The organism is Deinococcus deserti VCD115 (assembly GCF_000020685.1).
GTDB lineage: Bacteria > Deinococcota > Deinococci > Deinococcales > Deinococcaceae > Deinococcus > Deinococcus deserti.
Map to the genome: position 1 here is coordinate 2408511 of NC_012526.1, position 17765 is coordinate 2426275.

A 17765-nucleotide genomic window follows, 5' to 3' on the forward strand; every position below is an offset into this window, starting at 1 on the left:
CCCCGAAAGGACACCCTGACCATGACCCATGCTCCCCTCAGCCCTGACCTCGCCGCCCTGATGGACCTTCACCCTGATGTTGCCGCCGCCCTGCAAGCCAGACAGCCGGTGGTCGCCCTGGAAAGCACCATCATCAGCCATGGCATGCCCTTCCCGCAGAACGTGGACATGGCCCGCGGCGTCGAAGACGTGGTGCGGGAGCATGGCGCCACCCCTGCCACCATCGCGGTGCTGGGGGGGCGGCTGAAGGTAGGACTCACACCAGAGGAACTGCACCTGCTGGCCACGGACAGCAGCGTGCAGAAAATCAGCACCCGTGACCTGCCAGTGACAGTTGCCCTGGGCGGACACGGCGCCACGACGGTCGCCTCGACCATGCGAATCGCGGCGCTGGCAGGCATCCGGGTCTTTGCCACTGGCGGCACAGGCGGCGTTCACCGCGGCGCCGGGCAGACCATGGACATCAGTGCTGACCTGCTGGAACTGGCCCGTACCGATGTCTGCGTGGTCAGCGCCGGTGTCAAGAGCATCCTGGATATAGGGCTGACGTTGGAGGTCCTGGAAACGCAGGGAGTCCCGGCCATTACGCTGGGGAGCGAGGAATTCCCGGCCTTCTACTCCCGGTCCAGCGGCTTCAGATCACCCCTGACCGTGCGGAACGAAGCCCAGGTGGCCCGCGTGCTGAAGGCCAAATGGACCATGGGCCTGTCTGGCGGCGTTCTTCTGGCCAACCCGGTCCCCAAGGAAAGTGAGATTCCGGCAGCCGAGATCACGCCGCATATCGAGCAGGCTCTGGCAGACATGGACGCGTTGGGGCTGACTGGCAAAGACACCACGCCGTACCTGCTGGGCCGCATCGTGGAAATTACAGGGGGCCGGAGCCTGGAGACCAATATCGCCCTGGTGCGGCATAACGCGGCAGTGGCGGCGCGGGTCGCGGCTGAATACGCCCTGCTGTAAGGGACCCTGAGCAGGCAAAGCGGCTGGGTCTGAGGCGACAATCTCCAGACCCGGCGCTGCTTACTCCCATTTCGGAGACAGACAACCTCCTGAGGAGTACAGGCTCAGAGAGCAGGTCTTCTCCTCCGTAGCGTTCCAGCCACCTTGCTGGGCAGGTTGACGCCGCCGTACTGGATAGCCTCAGGCTCGGAGGTGGTCCTATGCCTTTCTTGTCTTGCTGGCGCAGGAATAGCTGCGCTCAGGCCCTCAACCCCGCATCAAAAAGTGCTCAATAATCGCGTGATGGTCCTCGAAAAACAGTTCGGGGGTGCTCATGGCGTCACTCAGGGAAAGCCACAGGGGCTCGGTGGCGTCGCTTCCTCTGCTCAGGCGGGGCAGCTGGCCAATGCCCAGGTCGAAGTAAAAGGCGTGTGTCACCGTGCGGCCTCGCTGGCTGCGGTCCGGGTAGTCGAACACTGCCTGTGACTTCAGGGCAGCAGAGAGATGCGTGCCTTCACCCACTCCGGTTTCCTCATGGACGTTGCGAACGCAGCATTCCAGCAGTGTCTCTTTCTGTTCCAGGAACCCACCTGGCATGGCCAGCCGGCCACGACCAGGCATCCCACCGCGGCGCACCAGCAGAACGTGTCCGCTCCGGGTAACGACCGCGTCCGTGGTCACGAACACCGGCGGAAAGGGAGCGTCCTTCCAGGCGGCCCGGTAGTCACGCAGATAGTCGTACTCGGCGCGCAGTTCGGCGTATTCGGAGGTCTGGCGGAACTGAACGAGGAAGGCGTGCACAGCCGGGGGCACCATGCCCGGCACGTCTTCTACCCGGTCTTCAAAGTAAGCCCGGCGGACGTCCGTGGCACTCAGGGCACTCACCACGTGCGTAGGAATGAATTCCCAGGCCGGAAAGGAACGCAGGTAGTAACTGCTTTCATCTTTCAGGTGACCGATCAGGGCCACATCCGTGCTGCCCCGGGTATGAGCCTGGACTCCGGCCTGTACCTCGGACAACCACAGGCTCTCGTTATAAAAGTAGTCACGCACATGCACGAACAGCACCCGGCTCCTTGGGACGCCGGCCTCCAGCAGCATGGCCGTGATCAGGTCCTGGCGTTCCTCGGCTGTGAAGGGATTTTTCGTGTTGCGCGCCGCACGTGCAGAACCGACAACAACAATAAGTTTCTGAACGCTCTGCAGCGCTTCGAGCATCACCAGCAGATGCGCCTGATGCGGCGGTTCGAACCGGCCGATATACACGCCGAAGGTGCGCTTGCGCCGGGAACCGCTGGACAAGGGGGCAGCCATGATCCTCACGATGGTGCAGTTTTACCCTGAAGATCATGAGGACTTCCCCTGCCTCAGCCCCGCGCTACCTCGAGGTTACATGAAATTGCTGGCGCGACAGACCGGGTAATGTGGTTAACATGAGAAGAACGCTGCTCCTGGGCGCCACATTGGGCCTGACCTGTCTCCCGCACGCCGTGGCAGGAGGCGCGGGGGGCAATCCAGCCGGTCGCCCTCTGCTGGCAGCGACTCCCGGTGCCGTGGCGGCCAGCCTGCAACGCGCTGGGTACCGCGTAATTCTGAACCCGGAGAAACCTGGCCGTGACCCTGGCATGACCGTGATGGCAGGTCCACGCGAACTGGATCTGTGGCTGAGCGGCTGCGTTCAGGGTGTATGCCTGCGGGTCACGGCCAGCGCCTCCTGGGACTATCACAAGCGCCTGGGTGCCCTGAACCCGGGATTGGTCAACAGCTGGAACAGCAACTATTACACCCAGGCATACATCTACCGCAATCGCTACTTCCTGGACTCCAGCCAGATGCTGCGCGGGGGCTTTACCGACACCGCCCTGCAGACCTGGATGAGCGAGTATCTGGCTGATCTGCAGGAATTTGAACAGCAGCTGCCCTGATCGAGCAGGCAGGCCCACTGCGTAAAGAGAAGGCGAACGCAACATGGAAATGCTGTGTGAGCGTCGGACGCACACTAAAGGATCATGGCAGACCTCAAGCAGACGGGAAAAAGAGTGGCGCACGGGGTTGAAGCGGGCATGCATAAGGCTGGGACCGAGGTCAGCGACGCGACGCACAAGGCAGCTCCCGGTCTGGAGGCCCTGGCCCGCTTCGGCTACGCCAGCAAGGGTCTGGTATACGGCATGGTGGGCATGCTGGCCCTGAGCGTCGCCCTGGGCCGCGGAGGCGCCACCACCGATTCGCAGGGCGCACTGATCCGTTTGCAGGACCTGCCGGGCGGGACAATTCTGATGTGGCTGCTTGTGCTGGGCCTGATCGGCTACGCGCTATGGCAGATGGTTCGTGCTTTTCTGGACCCCGAGCGGCAGGGCAAGGAAGCCAAGGGCATCGTCAAGCGAATTGGCTACTTTCTCAGCGGCCTGGTAAATCTGGGTCTGGCCTTGTTTGCCGCACGTCTAGCCATGCGGGGCAGCGCCTCACGCAACCAGCAGAGTGAGGCGCAGGCCGCTGGCGACGTCCTGGCGCTTCCTGGTGGACAGCTGTTGCTTGGGCTGGCAGGCCTGGTGCTCCTGGCAGTTGCGGGCAACCAGTTGTACAGTGCGGCCGGTGCAAAGTTTATGAAGCGCATGAAATTCAGTGGCTCGGCCGGGCACGGCGAGAAGCTCAAGCGAATCGGGCAAATTGGCATCGGAGCCCGGGGAATCACCCTGGGGATCATCGGAGTCTTCCTGCTGGTAGCCGCGTGGCGGAACAAAGCAGGCATGGTTCCTGGGGTTTCCGAGGTCCTGACCTGGCTGAACCAGCAACCAGCCGGCAACTTCCTGCTGGGCGTGCTGGCCCTGGGCACCCTGTGTTATGGGGTGTGGTGTGGCGTGCAGGCCCTGTACCGCCGCATCCGCGTGGAGGGCAGCGCCGCATGACTGGATCTTCGGTCAAACGGCAGGTGGCGCTGATTGCCCACGACAAGAAAAAGCTCGAACTGGCCATGTTTGCCCTGACGCACCGCGAAACGCTGGCGAACTTTCATCTGGTCGCCACTGGAACCACCGGCAGCGTGCTGCAAAAGCAGACCGGCCTGCAGGTAGAACGGGTCCTGTCCGGTCCGCTGGGTGGCGATCAGCAGATCGGCGCGCGCCTCGCAGACGAAGCTGTGCTGGCCGTGTTCTTTTTCCGTGACCCGCTGACTGCCCAGCCGCATGAGCCGGATGTCTCAGCGCTGGTACGTCTGTGCGACGTGCATGACATTCCCCTGGCAACCAATCCGGCCAGTGCGGAAGCGCTGATGCTGTGGCTTAAAACCCAGAGCGGGATTGGCAGCTGAGCGCAGCAGTCAGGTATGGTTTTCTGTGGTCCGCTGACAGCTTCAGACCTTCAGCAGAACAGGCGAAGTGCGTTTTCAAGAGATACCGGACAGACGGGGTTAGACCGGTCTGGATTGAACCTGATGGATATGTCGAGTTCCTGAGCCGGTAGCTTATATTGAACTCATGCGCGTTCCGGTAACGCCCGCTCTGAGCTTTGGTCTGTTGACAGACGTGGGGCGTCAGAGACAGGGCGGCGTAAATCAGGACGCGGCGCTGGCTTTAGACCTGCCACAAGGCGGCCTGTACGCTGTGGCTGATGGCATGGGCGGACATGCCGCCGGAGAACTGGCCGCCAATCTCGCTCTGGACGCCCTGGCACAACACTATGCCGAGGAGCGCGGAACGCCCCCAACGCGCCTGGTTGCAGCGGTACAGGCGGCCAATCTGGCTGTCCTGCACCACGCGGTCGGGGAGTACATGGGGATGGGCACCACGCTGCTGGCCGCCGTGATTGACCGGGGCGCCCTGCTGATTGCGCACGTGGGGGACTCGCGGGCGTATCTGCTGCGCGAAGGCACCCTGCACCGCCTCACTGAGGACCACTCCTGGGTGGCCGAACAGGTTCGTCTGGGACTGCTGACCGAGGAAGAGGCCCGCACCCATCAGTGGCGCAGTGTGGTCAGCAATGCCCTGGGCGGCGAAGAACGCGTTCGCCTGGAAATGTTTGGTGTACCGTTGCACGCCGGAGACCGTCTGCTGCTGTGCAGTGACGGCCTGAGCGGCGTGGTCAGCGAAGAGAATCTGATCATGCTGCTCAGTAGCGGTACCCCGCAGGACACGGTGCGGCAGCTGGTCAATGCGGCCAATGACGCCGGAGGACCGGACAACATCACAGCGCTGATCGTGGATGTGCTGCGCGAATCCCGTCTTCCCAATTACGAACTGCCCCCGCCGCGCACCGACGGGCCCGTCTACGCCGATATCCTGCTCAGTACCCATCGGGGCAACAGCCTGGTGACCTATGTGCTGCTGATGCTGGCCTATTTTACGCTGCTGAGTGTGATTCTGATCCCGGAGCACCGGTCACTGCTCGGGATCCTGGGGAGCGTGGTCATGCTTCTGATCATGGTTGGGCAACGTGTCACGCTGACGCGCCAGGCACAACGTTACCTTGAGCGTCCCCGCGCTGCCCTGAGCCGCGTCACCGGGCGGCGCGCATCTGATGTGAAATCCCACCGGTAGGAGACGTTCAGCAATCCGGCCTGTGGTTCACCTCGCTCCGGCGGGGGCATTCTGCATCTCTCTGGCTCCCGTCAGCCGGGCACAAGGAGCATGTCGGGACGGCTGCCCAGTCACGGAATGCAGGGGCCAGCAGCAGAACCGCTACAGTGCATTCATGAAAGACATTGTGCAGACGGACAGTGCGCCGGCCGCTATTGGTCCCTACAGCCAGGCAGTCAGCTTCGGCAATCTGGTCATTACCAGCGGGCAGATTCCCCTGACCCCCGCCGGGGATCTGGTTGCAGGCGGCATCACCGAGCAGACCGAACAGGTGATCGCCAACCTGAAAGCGGTGCTGGCGGCGGCCGGTACCGATCTGGCGCGGGTAGTCAAGACCACCGTGTTCCTGGCCGACATGAACGAGTTCGCAGCCATGAACGCGGTCTATGAGAAGCACTTTCCTGCTCCGTACCCAGCCCGCAGCACCGTTCAGGTGGCCCGGCTCCCACGTGACGTGCGAGTAGAGATCGAGGTCATAGCCGAGCGGCACTAAGCAGCCTGAATACTCCGGGGAATAACCCCGATTCCGGAGTGTTGCCCCCACCCCTGCAACGGGGCTGGGGGCGCTTTGTGTCATGGCTCTTGGCACGTGGTGGCCGGACGTGACATTGTGCAAAGCGTGTTTGTCCTGCCCATACGATTCGAGCGGAGTCCGCGCCTGCACCCGATGCTGAGCGAGGTCCCGCATGCGGTCGGGACAAAAGTGGTCGTGCAGGGCAAGCGCGGCCCGGAAGTTGCGACGGTACGCGGCGAGCCGGGCGAGCGCAAGGCCCAGGAGCGCTACGGCATGGTGCTGCGCGCTGCCACCCCTGAGGACCTGGCCCGGTGGGAAGACCTGCACCGTCAGGGCGAGGACCTGAAGTGGCTGCTGCGGGCCCGGGCGCGTGAGCGCTCATTGCCTGTGAAACTCGTTGCCGTGGAATTCACCCTCGACGAGAGCCTGGTGACCGTAAGTTATAGCGCCGACGAGCGTATTGAGCTGACCAGCCTGATCGGTGAAGTGCGGGCACATACCCGGGCACGCGTGAACTTCGCCGCCGTGGGTCCGCGTGAACAGGCTCAGATGATCGGGACGCTGGGGGCGTGCGGCCGCGAGAACTGCTCGAGCAACCACCTGCAGGACTTTGCACCGGTCAGCATCCGCATGGCGCGCGACCAGCAGTTGCCCCTGAACCCGGAAAAGCTCTCCGGACCCTGTGGACGGCTGCTGTGCTGCCTGCAGTTCGAGCACACCCAGTACCTGGAGCTGCTCAAGGACCTGCCGCGCAAGAACGCCAAGGTTTGTCACGAGGGCTCCGGGGCCTGCGGCAAGGTCACCAAACTGCATCCGCTGAGCGGCACAGTGGACGTGCATACCGATCAGGGCACGCTTCTGGGGGTGCCGGCCGCTGACCTGCGCCGCGCAACAGAGGAAGCTCGCATTCCATCCGAGAAGGGTGCCCGCCCGCCTCGCCGGGATCCCGGTACAGGCGCCAGCTGACCCGGCGCCATCTGCGGGCCGCTTCAGGCGCCTGGCCTCTAGACTCGGGGGCGATGACTCAACTTGAAGCAGTCGAACGCAAGCTGCAGGTGAGCGACACGCAGGGGCGTTGGGAGACCTACGCGCCCCGGTTTGTGGCTTTGCAGGAACAGAATCTCACAGCGGCCGCCGTGCCCGACTGGCTGGCGCGCTGGAGTGCCCTGAGCGCTGAATTGAACGACGTTGGCAGCAAGCTCTCGGTCCATGCGGATCTGCACACGGACGACGCGGCTGCGCAGATCCGCTACCAGGAATTCCTGGCGCAGGTGATGCCCTCGGCCCAGCGGGCGGGCCACGCCCTGATCCAGAAGCTGCTGTCGGTGCCGGACTACACGCCTCCAGCGGACTTTGCGCTCAACTACCGGCGGTTCCGTGACGCCGCAGCCCTGTTCCGCGAGGCGAACGTGGACCTGGGTGTGGTCCACGAGGCGCAGAAAAACCGCCATTCGGTACTGACGGGCAACCAGAAGGTCATGCTGGGAGGCCAGGAGCTGACCATTCCCCAGGCCAGGCAGCGCCTCGACAGCCCTGAACGCCGTGAACGCGAGGAAGCCTGGCACGCGCTGGCTGACAGCAACCTGAAGGTCGCCGTTGACCTTGACGCCGTGATGCTGGACCTGATCGCCACCCGGCGGCAGCTGGCGCGCAACGCTGACGAGACCAATTACCGGGACTTCCGCTGGAAGGAGCTCGACCGGGTGGACTACACCCCCGCCGACTGCCGGGCCTTTCATGAAGCGGTGCGCGACGAGGTGGTGCCCCTGACCACCGAGCTCATGGGCGCCATTGCCACCCAACTTGGTCTGGACCGCATCCGGCCCTGGGACTACAACCGCAACAACCTGCTCGACCCCCAAGGCCGCGAGAGCCTCAAGCCCTTCAAGACGGGCGTAGAGCTGGAAGAGCTGGCGCAGCGTGCCTTTGCAGGCCTGGATCAGGACCTCGCCGCACGTTTCCAGCAGATGCGCGAGACCGGGCTGCTGGACCTCGAATCCCGTCCCGGCAAGATGACCCACGCCTACTGTCAGTACTTCCCGACCACCAATGAGCCTTTCGTGCTGATGAACGTAGTGGGCACCGCCGAGGACGTGCGCGTGCTGTTTCATGAGGTCGGCCACGCCTTCCACGGCTTTTACAGCGGGGACGCGCAGCCTCTGGTGTGGAACCGCTGGAGCCCCATCGAGTTCGTGGAGATTCCCAGCATGGCCATGGAATTCCTGACCCTGGACCATCTGGGCCACGCGCTGAGCGGTGACGAACTGGCCCGCTACCGCGAGAAGCTGCTTCAGGGTGTGGTGGGCTTTCTGCCCTGGGCAGCTCAGATGGACGCCTTCCAGCACTGGCTGTACGCCGAGGCGCCAGAGAAGCTGACCGTGGCGGACCTGGACCATAAATGGCTGGAACTGGACCGGACCTTTCATCCCTTTGTCGAGTGGGAAGGCCTGAACGAAGGCATCCGGGCCAAGGGGTGGCAGTACTACCACATCTTCCAGGCACCTTTTTATTACATCGAATACGCCATGTGCTACCTCGCGGCGGTCGGCATCTGGCGCGAGGCCAGAAGTGACGCGGCCAGTGCGCTGGCACGCTATAAGGCCAGCCTGCGCCTGGGCAGCACCTCGCCGGTCCCGGAACTGTACCGGGCAACAGGCGTGGAGTTCCGCTTCGACCGCGACTATATCCGCGGGCTGATGGCATTTTTGAAAGAGCAGTTGCAGGCCTGACCACGGCTTCCCAACGTCACCGGGACACAAAACACCGCCCCTGGGTTTCCAGGGGCGGTGTTGCTGGCTCTTTGGAGCTCAGTAACGGTAGTTGGTGGTTTCGGTGACCTGAACAGTGAGGGTGCGGTTGGCGCCACGGGTCACGGTGACGGTCACGGTGCTGGCACCCTTGGACAGCGTGCTGACGTAGCCGGTGGTGGTGGTGCGGGTGCCCTGCACGGTGTAGCCCTCATTGCGCAGCTCAGTGACTTTCTGGTCCAGTGCGCTGCGGGCGGGGTCCTGCAGCTGGGTTCCGGTGATGGCGCCCAGCAGGCCGCCGACCAGGTCAAGGAAGGCGTTGCCGGTCGTGGCAGGAGCCTGAACCACGGCCTGAGGGGCTGGTGCAAGGTCCACGTTCAGGTTGGTGATGGTGCCCTGGCGGATGGTCACGGTGGTGGCGAAGTCGCTATAGCCGGGCGCCTGGATCCGCACAGGGTAGGTGCCGGCGCGCAGGTTGCTGTAGGTGACGTTGCTGCCGCCCAGACGCTGACCATTGAGGATCACCGTGGCGTTGACGTTGGTGCCGACAAACAGGCTACCGGTGGTTACGGGGTTCTGGGCCACCACCTGGTAGAACGCGGTGTCACTGACCCAGCTGTTCTGGGGCAGGGGGTTAACCACGATGCTCAGGGCCTGGGCCAGCCCGGCCTGTCCTTTGGCGTTCACGGTCGCGAACTGGTCCTGAGTGGTCTTGAAGCTGCTGATCTGGTCCAGGTTCAGCGGCGTCAGGCTGGCCAGGGCAAGCACCTTGTTCTGGCCCACGGGGCCACCGACGTCAAAGGTGAAGCTGTCGCCCGGGGCCGGGAAGGAACGCGTCGTGCCCGCCTTGACGAAGTTGTCGCCGCCCAGACGGTTGGGCAGGACCTGATCCACTTCGCCGCTGGGATCCACGTTGAAGAGGTAGACGTAGGCGTCGCGGTTGACGGTGGCACTCAGGGTGATCTTCTCGCCGATGCGGTAGGCGGGGTTCTGGTTGCCGCTGGCATCCTTGTCCACACGCACGCTGACGCTCAGGTCGGGCTGGGTGGGGTTGACGATGATGCTCTGGGCACTGATGCGTCCCTGAGCAGAAGCGGTACCGAGGGTGGTGGCCGTGGTCAGAGCCATAAGCGCAGTCAGGGTCTTTTTATTCATGCCGCGATTCTTGCGTGGAGGTATGACCCCTGACTGATGAATCCTGAAAATGCCTTCAGACTCCGCGTGGTCTCAAGAAAGCATAAAAAGCAGCTTTCGCCTGAGCCGGACGGCCAGGGGCAGCCTGCGCCATTGTGCCGATGCTCCCAGGTAGAGGCAGGAGCACACTGGTTCTATGACGACGTCCTTTGCTCCCCTGACCCACAATGTGGTGGCATTTATGCCAGACAGCGCCACGCCAGAGCAGCGCCTTGCCGTAGGTCTTCTTCTGGCTGAAAGTTATGCGTATGCCTACCCCGAGGACCCGGCCCTGCTGCCCGAGAAGGAAGCACTGAGCCTCACGCACCTGAGTCCTGATGAGAAAGCCGAGCATTTCGTAATCTGGGATCAGGAGCGGGCCCTGGGCTGGGGCATGCTGAGCTACGACCAGAAACAGAATCTGCACGCGGCCCATGCCCGATTGGTCGTCCATCCCGACGCCCGCCGCCAGGGGATGGGACGCTCCCTGGGGCACGCCCTTGAAGACGCTGCCCGGCGTGCAGGCCGGACGCTGATTACCTTCGGCACCACCAGCCGTGCTCCGGCGGGGGAAGCCTATGCCCGCACGCTGAACGCCGAACCTGCCCTGCCTATGCGCCAGAGCCGGCTGGACCTTACCGCGCTGAATCCGGCGCTGGTGGATCAGTGGCTGATCCGCCCTGAGGGTGATCCCTACCGCCTGCACACCTGGACCGTCATTCCCGACGAGTTCCTGGACCGCGCCGCCGACATGATGATGGTCATGAATACTGCGCCACGTGGCGACCTGGAAGTTGACGACTGGACCATCACTCCGGACATGATCCGTGCCTGGGACGCCATGATTGCCGAAGCTGGTGAGACGCGTTTCATGATGGCCGTGGAAGACACCCGTACCGGCCAGCTTGACGGCTACACCGAGGTGTTCTGGATGCCCGAACGGGCCTCGCTGGTCTACCAGGGCGCTACAGCCGTGCGTCCCGGTGCACGCGGGCTGGGGCTGGGCAAATGGCTCAAGGCAGCCATGCTACGCCACGTACAGCGCGAGTGCCCCGGAGCCCGATGGGTGCGGACCAACAATGCCAACGTGAACGAGGCCATGCTGGGCATCAACGTGGCGCTGGGCTTCGAGCCGTGGGCCAGCTTCACCGAGTGGCAACTCAAGCTCGCCTGAAAGGCCCCGCGCAGGGCTTATGCTCGGCGCATGACTGACCACCAGCCACATGCCCAGCCCCTGGACCCCCAGTACCCGATCGGTCCTCTGCCACAGCTGCCCGGCGACGCACGCGTCCCCGCCACCCTGGAGCAGATGGCCGTCAAGGCGAGGGCCGCGGTGGGGGCGTGGCGGGAGCTGCTGGAAAACCGCAGTGAAGCTGAACTGGCCCGGACCTACCGCCCTGGAGGCTGGACCCTGTATCAGCTGGCCCACCACACCGCCGACGCGCATCTGCATGGGCTGCACCGCCTGCGCATGGGCCTGACCATCCCGGACTACATGATCCAGCCGTTCGATCAGGATGCGGCCGTGACCCTGCCGGACTACACGCTGCCTGTCGAGGACGCCGTGGCGCTGATGGAGGTCATCAATACGCGCTGGGTTGCGCTGCTCCAGGGTGTGGACCCGGCGGCCCTGAGCCGTCAGGTGATGCACCCGAGCGAGGGACCACACGACCTGTGGCAGCTGATCAACAAGCACGACTGGCATCTGCGCCATCACCTGGCCCAGGCTCACCTGACACTGGAGCAGGACAACTCACCCAGGGACGCGTCCCATACCGGGATGAGTTAAGTCACGGCAGAAAACGGGCCTCCCGGGAAGACCAGTTCCCAGGCGGCCCGTCACAGCCTTTTCGCTGAGGTTCGGAGACAGCCTGCGCGCCGGGGGAACCCTTACCGGCGCGCGGGCCACGTGCCTACTGCTTGTTTTTAGCGGTATTGCACAGGGGCAGATATTTCGGCTGCCAGGCGCGGTCCCGGATGTTCGCCTCGATCTGCTCGTCGGTCAGGTTGCGCATGCGGCGGTCGGCACACACCCCGTCCGTGATCGCCTGCCGCGCCACTCGCGCGGCGATCTTGATGCTGATCTCGCGCAGGTCACCGATTGGCGGGTATACGCGCCCCTGCTCGGTAGGAGTGACCTCCACCAGAGTGTAGGCAGCGGCCATCACCATGTTGTCGGTGATTTCCCGCGCTCTCGTCGCCACCGCCCCGAAGCCCAGCCCCGGGAAGATAAAAGCGTTGTTGCCCTGGCCGATGGGATAGGCCTGCTGGCCATACTGAATATCGGCAAAGGGGCTGCCTGTGGCCACGATGGCCTGTCCGTCGGTCCACTCGATCAGGTCCGAGGGCTGCGCTTCTACATGACTGCTGGGATTGCTCAGCGGAAACACGATGGGGCGCGGGGTATGGGTCAGCATGGCTTCGATGCTCTCGCGCCGGAACAACCCCGGGACTCCGGTAAAGCCCAGCAGCGCCGTGGCCCGGCTGTTCACGATGACCTCGTGCAGGGTGGGCGCCTCTCCAGCGTAGGTCCAGCCGCTCAGGTCCTCGGGGCGGCGCACGAAGCTCATCTGCTGCGGCTCCAGGTCCGGCTGGCCTTCCATCAGCAGGCCGTAGCGGTCCACCACGAACACGCGCGCGCCGGCTTCCTCGAAGGTCAGTCCCTCGTGTATCAGGCCCTGACGGATGGCCATGGCCACGCCGATGCCCGCCGCTCCAGCGCCCACGATGACAAAGCTCTGTGCGGTCAGCTCTTCACCCTTGATGCGGCAGGCACTGAGCAGGCCCGACAGGGCCATAGCGCCGGTGCCCTGGATGTCATCGTTAAAGCTGGGCACGACCCGGCGGTAACGCTCCAGCACCCGGAAGGCGGTGCCGCGGCTGAAGTCCTCCCACTGGATGATGGCCTTGGGGTAGCGGGCGTGCGCAGCTTCCACGAACCTGTCCAGGAACTCGTCGTACTCGGCCCCCGTCATGCGCCGCTGGTGCAGACCCAGGTACAGCGGGTCGTCGATCAGGTCCTGACGGTTGGTGCCCACGTCCAGTTCGACTGGCAGGGCCTTGTCTGGGCCCACGCCGCCGGCTGCCGTGTACAGGCTGAGCTTGCCGATGCTGATGGCCATGCCGCCGAAGCCCTGATCCCCGATACCCAGAATGGCGCTGGAATCGGTCGCGACAATCATCCGGACATCATTGACCGGGACGTTTTCCAGCATCTCCTCTACCCGGTCAATGTCCTGGGCGCTGACCGTAAAGCCGCGCGGGTAACGGTAGTTGCTGGAAAACTGCTTGACCGCCTCGCCCACCGTGGGGGTGTAGATGATGGGAAGCATTTCCTCGAGGTGGTCTTCCAGAACCGCGTAGAACAGCACCTCGTTGCGGTCCTGCAGGGCACGCAGGTATTCATGTTTTTCCAGGTCGGTGGCCTGACGCAGGTAACGCAGGTAGGTCCGCTGCTTCTGTTCCTCGAAGGTACTGATGTGCGGGGGAATCAGGCCCTCGAGCCCCAGCTCTATGCGTTCCTGGGAGGTAAAGGCGGTCGTCTTGTTCAGCAGCGGATTTTGCAGCAGGGCCAGGCCGTTGACGTAGACGTCGATGTAGCGCTGGCCATGCTCATCGCGTTTTACGTCGTAATAGCGGGAGACCGGAGGCGTGTGGGGCATAACCGTAACAGGATACCTGCCGGAGAGCGAACAGGGTTCAGCCGCACTACAGAAGCCCGGTGAACCGCACGTCTCCCTGTTCAGATAGTGAACAGAACCCTTAGCGCTGGTGTGCCGCCCAGCGCTCGCGCAGCCGGTCGAAGTTCGCGTCGATCTTTTCCTGCGGCAGCACCATCTGCGTGGTCGTGCCGGTGCCGATCTCATCCCCGAGCTCGTTGACAGCACGCATCGAGGCCAAAATGCGCCGACCGTCCATACGCTCAAAGGTCGCCGTGACCGTCACGGTCATTCCGGGCAGCGCCGAGGCGGTATGGGTGACGTCCACCTGCGTGCCGATACCGCCCTCACCATCTTCGAGAAACGGAAGGATGATCTTCCGGCCGGCTTCCTCGAAATGGCGGGCCATCCAGTACGTGGCATAGACCGGATGCAACCGGCCCAGTTCACCAAAGTCAACAGTCATGTCCTCGGTCACGTTTACAGTCAGCGTCTGCGTGAAGCCAGCGGGAATGGGGCGCATTCAGCCAGGGTAAATCATTCATTGCCGTATTCCCGGACGGCCTACGCTGAAGCCATGCGTCTTTCAGGTACTGCGGTTCTGCTGAGCCTTTCTCTACTTGGTACTATGCTGGCAACGAACCCTGCGGCCTCAGCCCTGAGCCTGTCAGGGAGCGCCCGTATTCCCGGACACGCCGCCGGTACCTTTGGCGGACCTGGCGAACTCGGCGGTCCAGTGGGCGGGTTGGCCTGGGCCCCGGATGGTACCGCCTATACCCTGGATGGCGCGCGCGTGCTGTACCGCTGGAATGTCCGGACCGGTCAGCCCCTGTCCCGGCAGGAAGTCCGGGCCCCCGCCACCCTGCCGGACGCGGCTCGTGGCCATGGCCCCCGCCTCAGGCTGGGCGGTTACAGAGCCGACGGCCGCCTGCGCGGACCCTTCATCCGCGCCGAGGGGTATAAGGGGGAGCAGCCCTACCAGACGGCCTTTACCCTGCTGGAAAACGGCAGGAGAATTCTGGGTGATGTCTGCCAGAGCTCGCGCATACAACCAGCGGGGTGCAGCGGGCGCCATGCGGCCCGAGTCGAACGGATGCAGGCGGGGAGGGCAGTCGTGCAGGCGGGCGACCGTCAGGGGCAGCCCACGCGCGTGACCCTTCCAGCTGGACAGGTGGTGGCCCTCGAACCGAGCCTCGACGGACAGTTTGTCGCTGTGCTCAGGCTCGTGCAGAACACCGCCGGCTACGACCCGAATGCACAACTCTGGCTGGACCTGATCGACCTGAAAGGTGCCCAGCCTGAGGTCCGCTCCAGGCAACTCCCGGGCCGGGCCCAGACAGCCGACAGCCTCCCTGAGGTTCACTGGGCCGGCAAAGGCCGGGTGCTGACAGCCACCTCGGAGCTGAACACGGAGACGGGCGGTTCTACACCCCACGCCCTGCGGCTCTGGGATCTGGGCAGCCCACAGCCGCTGTGGACCGTGAATGCTACGCAAAACCTGCACTCCGCCGTGCCGTCACCAGACGGCAGATTCTTCCTGACGGTGCGTGGAGGAAGCGTGCCGGAAGTGCACCGGGTCAGTGACGGCCGTTTTGTGCGGGCTTTGGGAGCCGCCGTGACCGCCTTCACGCCTCTGAAAGGGCAGCGGGCGCTGGTGGCGCTGGACACTGGCTCGGGTCAGAGTGAACTGCGCGTCCTGTCCCCTGAAGGACAGGGGAACCGGCTGGGCGGCGTCCGGGAGGGCGGCGTTGTTCAGCTCGCAGCGGACGCCAACGAACGTCACTTCGTGGCAGGCCGGCCCCGGTCGGTGGATCTGCTGGACAGGGCAGGACGCACCCTCCACCGCTGGGTGGTGAGCAGTGCCCCTGAAGAGCTGGCGTTCACAGCTGACCAGCGCGTGGTCTTTGCCCGTCTGATTGACCACAGCCCGGTTGGTCTGTGGAAGGGCATGGCCTGGAACGTCCGGACCGGCACGCCTCTCCCGCTTCCTGCAGCCACCCGGCCCCTGCGGGCTGACCTGTGGGTTCAGGAACAGCGACAGAACTCCGCCAGGGGCTTTCCTTTCGTGCGGCTGCGGGGCCTGACTCCAGCAGGAAAGGTTCTGTGGCAGGAGCCCTGGCGACAGGACTGGTCGGCTTGGTTTCAGCCCAGCCCTGACGGCCGGAGTCTCCTGCGAATGATCACGCGGCCCATTGCTGGCGCCAGCGAGCAGAGGGGGGCCGGCCTCTACCGTCTGGACCCCGGCAACGGCACGGCCTCTCCTGGCGTGACCTTACGTCCTGCTCTGACTGGACCCTACCGGGGCCTGAGACCGCTGGCGTTTGCGCCGGACCGCCGCCATGTCCTGCTGGGTGAGGGCGAAGGTGACGGCTGCGGCGCAGAGTTCCATGGCCTGCGGCTGGCTGACCTGCACACCCGCACTGAAGTCCGGCTGCCGGGTGGCCTGACATCTGGCCTGCGCCGGTCGACGGGCTGTGGTTACCCTGTGCCGTTTCCGGAAGCCGCATTCACCCCTGGCACGCACGGCGCCCTGGGCCTGCTGGTCAGGGATGGGAATTCCCTCAACTGGTGGTTAGGGAAGCCGCGTGATACGGCCCGTACACTGCCAAGATGACCACTGTTCCCACCCGTCCCGGCTCCAGGCCCCGCCAGCAGGCCATGCGCCCGGCCGACCTGTTCACGGTGATCAAGGAGTCCACGCAGGCATTCGGGCAGGACAAAGCTCCCCGGCTGGCTGCGGCGATTGCCTACTACGCCATGTTCAGTGTGGCACCGCTGCTGCTGTTCGCGGTGGCCATCGCCGGGCGGTTTCTGACCAACGAGGAAGTGGCCAACCAGCTGTTCGGGCCGACCGGCATGCTCGCGCGCGAACTCGGCGCAGACGCCGCAAACTTCCTGCGCTCCCTCATCCCGCAGGAGGACGCCCTTCACAAGGGCACCCTGATTGCCAGCATTGTTGGTTTTCTGACCCTGTTCATGGGGGCCACCGGCCTGTTCGTGCAGCTGCAAGACGCCCTGAACAGCATGTGGGGCGCAGACCCCGGGCCTCCCAAGGGCCTCATGCATATGGTCCGCACACGGGTGATCTCATTTCTGATGATCGTGCTGATCGGTCTGCTGCTGTTCGTGTTCCTGGGGCTCAACACCTACCTGTCCGCCATCGCCAATGACCTGGGCGCCAGATTCGGGGCTGGCACGATCCTGGTCCGCCTGCTGACCTTTGGCCTGTCAGCCCTGTTTCTGACGCCAGTCTTTGCCGCCATCTACAAGTTTCTGCCCAGTGTGAAGCTGGAGTGGCACGAAGTGCTGGTGGGCGGAGCAATCACTGCGGCGCTGTTCACCTTGGGTCAGATTGTCATCGGTCTTTATTTCGGGCGCGCCGCCCCCGGCAGCGCCTTCGGAGCGGCTGGTGCGCTGGTGGCGCTGCTGCTCTGGATCTATTACAGCGGCATGATCTTCTTTTTCGGCGCTGAGGTGACGTGGGTGTACTCGCAGAAGTACGGCTCACATGCGGGAGGCGCAGCCAACACAGCCAAAAAGATGGCCCTGGTTCAGAAAGGTGCGAAGATCGATCCGACGCCCAGCCCGGAAGAGCAGGCCTCCGCTGCCAACGCCGACCAGCCTGTCCGTGATTCACGGGGCCGGGTGGTCGCCGCCGGAGGGAAGGGCCGGGCCGCCGCCAACGTGCCAGGGACTACCCGCTGGCCCTTTGCCCGCCGCATCAAGCACCGGAAGCCAGCCAGGGCCAGGACCTCCGGTCTGCTGCCCAGCATGGTAGGTGCCCTCTGGAACGCTATGAGTGCTCTGCTGGCCATCCCTACGGTGCTGGTGCTGCGCCTGGTGGGTCTTGACGGCAAACCCAAAAAGTAACAAACGGGTTCAGTCTCGGGGAGCCGCATCATTGCGGCTCCCCATTTTTTGGTTCTGGGTTGGTATCGGGTGTGGGAAGTCGACATGGCATCGCGGCAATGTGTTTTCCCTATCAGAACTGTAGGCCCTGTCTTGGGAGCTCCGGGTTCCTCTTCAACCTCCGAGGAGCAGGCTCTGGAACAGAGAGTTTCAGATGCGAAATACATTCTTCTGGTCTCTCCGAGGGGAGGTCAGTAATGCCGCAACTCCGGCCAGGGCAGGATCTGCCTGCGAATCCTGCAGATCAGATGGA

16 protein-coding genes are annotated in these 17765 nt (G+C 64.1%); 12 read left to right on the forward strand and 4 right to left on the reverse strand.

What is annotated here, in order from left to right:
- The first annotated feature begins 21 nt into the window (after positions 1-21).
- On the forward strand, positions 22-960 hold the full coding sequence (locus tag DEIDE_RS11490; protein ID WP_012694129.1) for a pseudouridine-5'-phosphate glycosidase: 939 nt from the start codon (positions 22-24) through the stop codon (positions 958-960).
- A gap of 246 nt (positions 961-1206) precedes the next feature.
- On the opposite strand, the gene DEIDE_RS11495 is transcribed toward DEIDE_RS11490, so the two are convergent.
- Positions 1207-2253 (reverse strand): bifunctional nicotinamide-nucleotide adenylyltransferase/Nudix hydroxylase, encoded by a 1047-nt coding sequence (locus DEIDE_RS11495; RefSeq protein ID WP_012694130.1) that lies wholly within the window; start codon positions 2251-2253, stop codon positions 1207-1209.
- 119 nt (positions 2254-2372) lie between these two features.
- On the opposite strand from DEIDE_RS11495, the gene DEIDE_RS11500 reads away from it, so the two are divergent.
- The 7 genes from DEIDE_RS11500 (at position 2373) to DEIDE_RS11530 (ending at position 8753) form a co-directional block, all read left to right on the forward strand.
- On the forward strand, positions 2373-2864 hold the full coding sequence (locus DEIDE_RS11500) for a type III secretion system chaperone family protein (RefSeq protein ID WP_041227604.1): 492 nt from the start codon (positions 2373-2375) through the stop codon (positions 2862-2864).
- An 84-nt stretch (positions 2865-2948) separates the two neighbouring features.
- On the forward strand, positions 2949-3845 hold the full coding sequence (locus DEIDE_RS11505) for a DUF1206 domain-containing protein (RefSeq protein WP_242402913.1): 897 nt from the start codon (positions 2949-2951) through the stop codon (positions 3843-3845).
- Complete coding sequence (locus DEIDE_RS11510) at positions 3842-4246, forward strand: methylglyoxal synthase (protein ID WP_012694133.1); 405 nt, start codon at positions 3842-3844, stop codon at positions 4244-4246. Before DEIDE_RS11505 ends, DEIDE_RS11510 begins: the two co-directional genes overlap by 4 nt.
- A gap of 166 nt (positions 4247-4412) precedes the next feature.
- A complete protein-coding gene (locus DEIDE_RS11515) occupies positions 4413-5471 on the forward strand; it encodes a PP2C family protein-serine/threonine phosphatase (RefSeq protein WP_041227247.1) in 1059 nt (352 codons plus the stop codon).
- Positions 5472-5625: 154 nt separating this feature from the next.
- Positions 5626-6003: a RidA family protein gene (locus DEIDE_RS11520; RefSeq protein ID WP_012694135.1), complete on the forward strand. Its 378-nt coding sequence runs from the start codon at positions 5626-5628 to the stop codon at positions 6001-6003.
- A gap of 174 nt (positions 6004-6177) precedes the next feature.
- On the forward strand, positions 6178-6990 hold the full coding sequence (locus DEIDE_RS11525) for a PSP1 domain-containing protein (protein ID WP_049760473.1): 813 nt from the start codon (positions 6178-6180) through the stop codon (positions 6988-6990).
- 53 nt (positions 6991-7043) lie between these two features.
- Positions 7044-8753 (forward strand): M3 family oligoendopeptidase, encoded by a 1710-nt coding sequence (locus DEIDE_RS11530; RefSeq protein ID WP_012694137.1) that lies wholly within the window; start codon positions 7044-7046, stop codon positions 8751-8753.
- 78 nt (positions 8754-8831) lie between these two features.
- On the opposite strand, the gene DEIDE_RS11535 is transcribed toward DEIDE_RS11530, so the two are convergent.
- Positions 8832-9926 carry a DUF4384 domain-containing protein gene (locus DEIDE_RS11535; protein WP_012694138.1) on the reverse strand — a complete coding sequence of 365 codons (1095 nt, stop codon included), beginning with the start codon at positions 9924-9926 and terminating at the stop codon, positions 8832-8834.
- Between the two features lie 175 nt (positions 9927-10101).
- On the opposite strand from DEIDE_RS11535, the gene DEIDE_RS11540 reads away from it, so the two are divergent.
- Positions 10102-11118 carry a GNAT family N-acetyltransferase gene (locus tag DEIDE_RS11540; protein ID WP_012694139.1) on the forward strand — a complete coding sequence of 339 codons (1017 nt, stop codon included), beginning with the start codon at positions 10102-10104 and terminating at the stop codon, positions 11116-11118.
- Between the two features lie 30 nt (positions 11119-11148).
- Positions 11149-11733 (forward strand): DinB family protein, encoded by a 585-nt coding sequence (locus DEIDE_RS11545; protein WP_012694140.1) that lies wholly within the window; start codon positions 11149-11151, stop codon positions 11731-11733.
- 124 nt (positions 11734-11857) lie between these two features.
- On the opposite strand, the gene DEIDE_RS11550 is transcribed toward DEIDE_RS11545, so the two are convergent.
- A complete protein-coding gene (locus DEIDE_RS11550) occupies positions 11858-13606 on the reverse strand; it encodes an NAD-dependent malic enzyme (protein WP_012694141.1) in 1749 nt (582 codons plus the stop codon).
- Positions 13607-13706: 100 nt separating this feature from the next.
- Positions 13707-14126 (reverse strand): thioesterase family protein, encoded by a 420-nt coding sequence (locus tag DEIDE_RS11555; protein ID WP_012694142.1) that lies wholly within the window; start codon positions 14124-14126, stop codon positions 13707-13709.
- A gap of 105 nt (positions 14127-14231) precedes the next feature.
- On the opposite strand from DEIDE_RS11555, the gene DEIDE_RS11560 reads away from it, so the two are divergent.
- Together DEIDE_RS11560 and DEIDE_RS11565 are read left to right on the forward strand one after the other, a co-directional pair.
- On the forward strand, positions 14232-16217 hold the full coding sequence (locus tag DEIDE_RS11560) for a WD40 repeat domain-containing protein (RefSeq protein ID WP_041227248.1): 1986 nt from the start codon (positions 14232-14234) through the stop codon (positions 16215-16217).
- Entirely contained in the window at positions 16214-17473 is a 1260-nt protein-coding gene (locus DEIDE_RS11565; RefSeq protein ID WP_242402914.1) for a YihY/virulence factor BrkB family protein, read from the forward strand. Before DEIDE_RS11560 ends, DEIDE_RS11565 begins: the two co-directional genes overlap by 4 nt.
- Positions 17474-17765: the final 292 nt, after the last annotated feature.

What these genes read in the sequence shown, in the direction of transcription:
- DEIDE_RS11490 (WP_012694129.1), top strand. Translation starts at nt 22, where the DNA reads ATGACCCATGCTCCCCTCAGCCCTGACCTCGCCGCCCTGATGGACCTT.
- DEIDE_RS11495 (WP_012694130.1), bottom strand. Translation starts at nt 2,253, where the DNA reads ATGGCTGCCCCCTTGTCCAGCGGTTCCCGGCGCAAGCGCACCTTCGGC.
- DEIDE_RS11500 (WP_041227604.1), top strand. Translation starts at nt 2,373, where the DNA reads ATGAGAAGAACGCTGCTCCTGGGCGCCACATTGGGCCTGACCTGTCTC.
- DEIDE_RS11505 (WP_242402913.1), top strand. Translation starts at nt 2,949, where the DNA reads ATGGCAGACCTCAAGCAGACGGGAAAAAGAGTGGCGCACGGGGTTGAA.
- DEIDE_RS11510 (WP_012694133.1), top strand. Translation starts at nt 3,842, where the DNA reads ATGACTGGATCTTCGGTCAAACGGCAGGTGGCGCTGATTGCCCACGAC.
- DEIDE_RS11515 (WP_041227247.1), top strand. Translation starts at nt 4,413, where the DNA reads ATGCGCGTTCCGGTAACGCCCGCTCTGAGCTTTGGTCTGTTGACAGAC.
- DEIDE_RS11520 (WP_012694135.1), top strand. Translation starts at nt 5,626, where the DNA reads ATGAAAGACATTGTGCAGACGGACAGTGCGCCGGCCGCTATTGGTCCC.
- DEIDE_RS11525 (WP_049760473.1), top strand. Translation starts at nt 6,178, where the DNA reads ATGCTGAGCGAGGTCCCGCATGCGGTCGGGACAAAAGTGGTCGTGCAG.
- DEIDE_RS11530 (WP_012694137.1), top strand. Translation starts at nt 7,044, where the DNA reads ATGACTCAACTTGAAGCAGTCGAACGCAAGCTGCAGGTGAGCGACACG.
- DEIDE_RS11535 (WP_012694138.1), bottom strand. Translation starts at nt 9,926, where the DNA reads ATGAATAAAAAGACCCTGACTGCGCTTATGGCTCTGACCACGGCCACC.
- DEIDE_RS11540 (WP_012694139.1), top strand. Translation starts at nt 10,102, where the DNA reads ATGACGACGTCCTTTGCTCCCCTGACCCACAATGTGGTGGCATTTATG.
- DEIDE_RS11545 (WP_012694140.1), top strand. Translation starts at nt 11,149, where the DNA reads ATGACTGACCACCAGCCACATGCCCAGCCCCTGGACCCCCAGTACCCG.
- DEIDE_RS11550 (WP_012694141.1), bottom strand. Translation starts at nt 13,606, where the DNA reads ATGCCCCACACGCCTCCGGTCTCCCGCTATTACGACGTAAAACGCGAT.
- DEIDE_RS11555 (WP_012694142.1), bottom strand. Translation starts at nt 14,126, where the DNA reads ATGCGCCCCATTCCCGCTGGCTTCACGCAGACGCTGACTGTAAACGTG.
- DEIDE_RS11560 (WP_041227248.1), top strand. Translation starts at nt 14,232, where the DNA reads ATGCTGGCAACGAACCCTGCGGCCTCAGCCCTGAGCCTGTCAGGGAGC.
- DEIDE_RS11565 (WP_242402914.1), top strand. Translation starts at nt 16,214, where the DNA reads ATGACCACTGTTCCCACCCGTCCCGGCTCCAGGCCCCGCCAGCAGGCC.